Below are 3,198 nucleotides of genomic sequence, written 5' to 3'. Positions count from 1 at the left end.
CCAGAATTACTAACCTTAGCAATAGTTTCATCGCTGCTGCTCCAAACTACAGCTTTATTCGCCGCATTGCTTGGGCTCACAGTGTGCTTTAAGGTTAAAGTGCCTCCAACCTTTAGACCTTGTTGAGTAGAATCTAAAGTAATTCCAGTAACCTTTACAGGTAAGGTATCCACAGTTACACTGCACCTAGCAGATTTAGTGCTATCTTGAAGAGAAGTAGCTGTAATCACTGCAGAACCTTTAGATACAGGAATAACTACTCCATTTGAACCAACAATAGCTACACTCGGATTACTGCTAGTCCATTTAATCTCCTTTAAAGAAACATTATCTGGGTTTACTTTAGCAGTAAGAATTACTCCACCATCTCCGACTTTTAGTTTCAAACTATTTGAACTTAAAGTAACATTGTTAACTCCTTGAACCACATAAACCACAGAAAAAGTAGAAAAATTACCATCTACAGTGGTAGCTCTAATAACTGCAACTCCTGGAAGCAAAGGTGTTACTATGCCTTTATCATTAACGGTTGCAATCCCTTCATCACTGCTAGACCAAATAACTTCCTTATTAGTAGCATTGCTAGGGTTAATAGTTGGAGTTAAAGTAAGCTTACTTTCCATTTTCAAAGTAACCTGACTTTGAGATAAGGTTAATCCAGTTACTTTAACAGGAGGATATTTAGTCACCATCACAATGCAGTGATCCTCATGGCCTCCATCTACGGTTTTTACCTTTATCACAGCAATCCCCTCAGAAACAGGGGTCACCACACCAGAACTACTGATTTTTGCAATAGTCTCGTCACTACTACTCCAAGTTACAGCTTTATTTGAAGCCTCAGCAGGTAGCACAGTAGCAGAAAGAGTGCCAGTACTACCGCCTACTTTTAGAGCTAGGTAGCCAGAAGAAAAACTTATATTACTAACAGCTGTTGAGGCTGAAGTAGTATAATTAATGGCTGCATAGACTTTAGTGTGAAAAGACAAAAATAGAAAGAAAAAAAGTAAAGCAATGCTTTTAAAAGCATATTTACACCTTTTGTTCAATTTACCACCTCCAAGATATATCCATATAAGTCTCAAAAGACTTATACAGCAATAATTTAAAATTTACGACATTTTGGAAAGATAAGCCCCCCATGCTTCTTAAGTAGGAATCCTTCATAGAAAGTGAAATTTTGGTGGGATGAAATCTCCTTCCAAGATCGCTTACCAAAATAAGCTTGTTCATTAATTAAAACAACCCTAAAGTTAGGAAGATAAAACTTTATTAATGGAACATATATATAAAAGGAAATTAGTTATCACAGTAGCACAACATGCCTAATACTTATACGGCTATATATCGGTAATAGTTTCCAAAACTTGAGAAAAAAAGGGGCATTCACATATAGCAGTACAGCTCAGTCAAGCAAACTGTACCAAAATCAATATAAGCATTTTTATAAATTAATTTCAGATGGTTCTCGCAAGATTTTTCATGATAATGCCTTATTCTAGCTGTGCTATAACTGTTCTTTATAAATAATCACCAATAGTATTTTTTGTTACTACTATTATAGCATTACTTATAATGAATTTGATTATTTTTCCATGGAGTTTTATAACAAAAGAAGTATATAATATAGTAATAGTGGAAGATTATATAATTTAATAATTGAAATTTTAGAGCATACAGCGAAGGAATGAAGGAATCCAACAATACAAAATATAAGAATATAACAATATAACAACTTAAGAATATAAGAATATGCATAAGGAGACAAAGCAAATTGGATAAGAAAGTCAGCATAATACTTTTAAATTACAAAGGTACAAAGGATACCTTAGAGTGTATAAAAAGTCTAGAAAATATAGAGTATGATAACTATGAGATTATAATAGTAGAAAATGATTCCCCTGATGATTCCTATAAAGTTTTAAAAGAAGCTATTGGAAATAAACATACCTTAATAAAAGCACCCAACAATGGAGGATTTGCAAAGGGAAATAACCTAGGCATAGAATATGCCATGAGAAATAATAGTGGTTTCATGCTTCTTCTAAACAATGACACCTTAGTAGAAAAAGATTTCTTAAAAGAAATGGTAAAGTGTTATGAAAAACATGAAAAGGTAGGAATAGTGGGATGCAAAATCCTTTATGAGAGTAGAAGAGATTTAATTTGGTACGGTGGGGGAGAAATAAACCTAAAAAGGTTCTATGGCTTCCATTATGGTGAAGGCGAAAAAGATGGTGAAGCCTTTAATAAGGAAAAGGAAGTTACCTTTACCACAGGATGCATTATGTTAATTCCTAGAGAAGTAATAGAAAATGTAGGACTCCTTCCAGAGGAATATTTCATGTACTATGAAGATGTAGATTACAGCTTGAAGGTACAAGAAGCTGGATATAAAATATACTATTGTCCTAGAGCTGTAATTTACCATAAGGTTAGTGCATCCACAGGGGGAGAGGAATCTTCTTTTGCAGTAAAATGGAACACTAGAAATAGAATAATCTTTATGGATAAGTTTAAATATAAAGTAACTAAAGAGGGATACAAAAAGGCTGTAACGTTTTTTTACAGCACAAGATTAGTTAAGCTTACTCAGTATTATTTAAAAGGAAAAAACGATAAAGCTAAAGCTTTAAAAGAAGGTATAAAAGAAGGAAGAAAATTTATTAAAAAAACTGGTAAGAAGAACTAACTCTTACCAGTTTTTTTCGTATAAATAGTGGTAAGTTTTTAAGGAAGTATGCCAAAAGGTAATGTAACACTATTTTTATAATCTAATATAATGAAGTTGTAGGTAATTATTTAAGGTTTAATTAAGGTGTGTTTTGTAAAATCAAAAGAGAAAAACAAGCTAAATGAGAAATGTAATAGGTATTGATCAGTTTTCCAAATTAATGATAAAGGAGATACCTCTAATCAATAGAAACTAAGTTAGATGTATGAAAATTTATGGATTAATATGGAATCATAGGAATAATATACTTAAGTTAAAAACTATAAAGAATATACACAATAGTCCGAGAATAAAATTATAAGTAACAGATACAAAATAAAACAAATACAAGCAAAAATAAGGAAGATTTTTTTGGAATTATAAACGTTTACTTGGAGTGTAACAGGAAAAGTTGGAATAATTTACCCCGTAAAATTTACTTGATATAGGTTGGACAAAGATGTATAATGTTACTTGTAAACCAA

General features: G+C 32.0%; 2 protein-coding genes. One reads left to right on the top strand and one right to left on the bottom strand.

What is annotated here, in order from left to right; genetic code table 11:
* A partial coding sequence (locus tag RR409_RS20950; RefSeq protein ID WP_332559717.1) for an Ig-like domain-containing protein occupies window positions 1-1,049 on the bottom strand: 1,049 nt, incomplete at its 3' end.
* 725 nt (window positions 1,050-1,774) lie between these two features.
* Between RR409_RS20950 and RR409_RS20945 the strand changes: the two genes are divergently transcribed.
* Entirely contained in the window at window positions 1,775-2,692 is a 918-nt protein-coding gene (locus RR409_RS20945) for a glycosyltransferase family 2 protein (RefSeq protein WP_332559716.1), read from the top strand.
* The last annotated feature ends 506 nt before the right edge of the window (window positions 2,693-3,198 follow it).

The sequence above is a fragment of the Clostridium sp. genome, from assembly GCF_036642255.1.
Taxonomy (GTDB): domain Bacteria; phylum Bacillota; class Clostridia; order Clostridiales; family Clostridiaceae; genus Clostridium_J.
The sequence above is the reverse complement of the archived record's forward strand: the minus strand, read 5'-3'. Positions and strand labels throughout refer to the sequence as shown.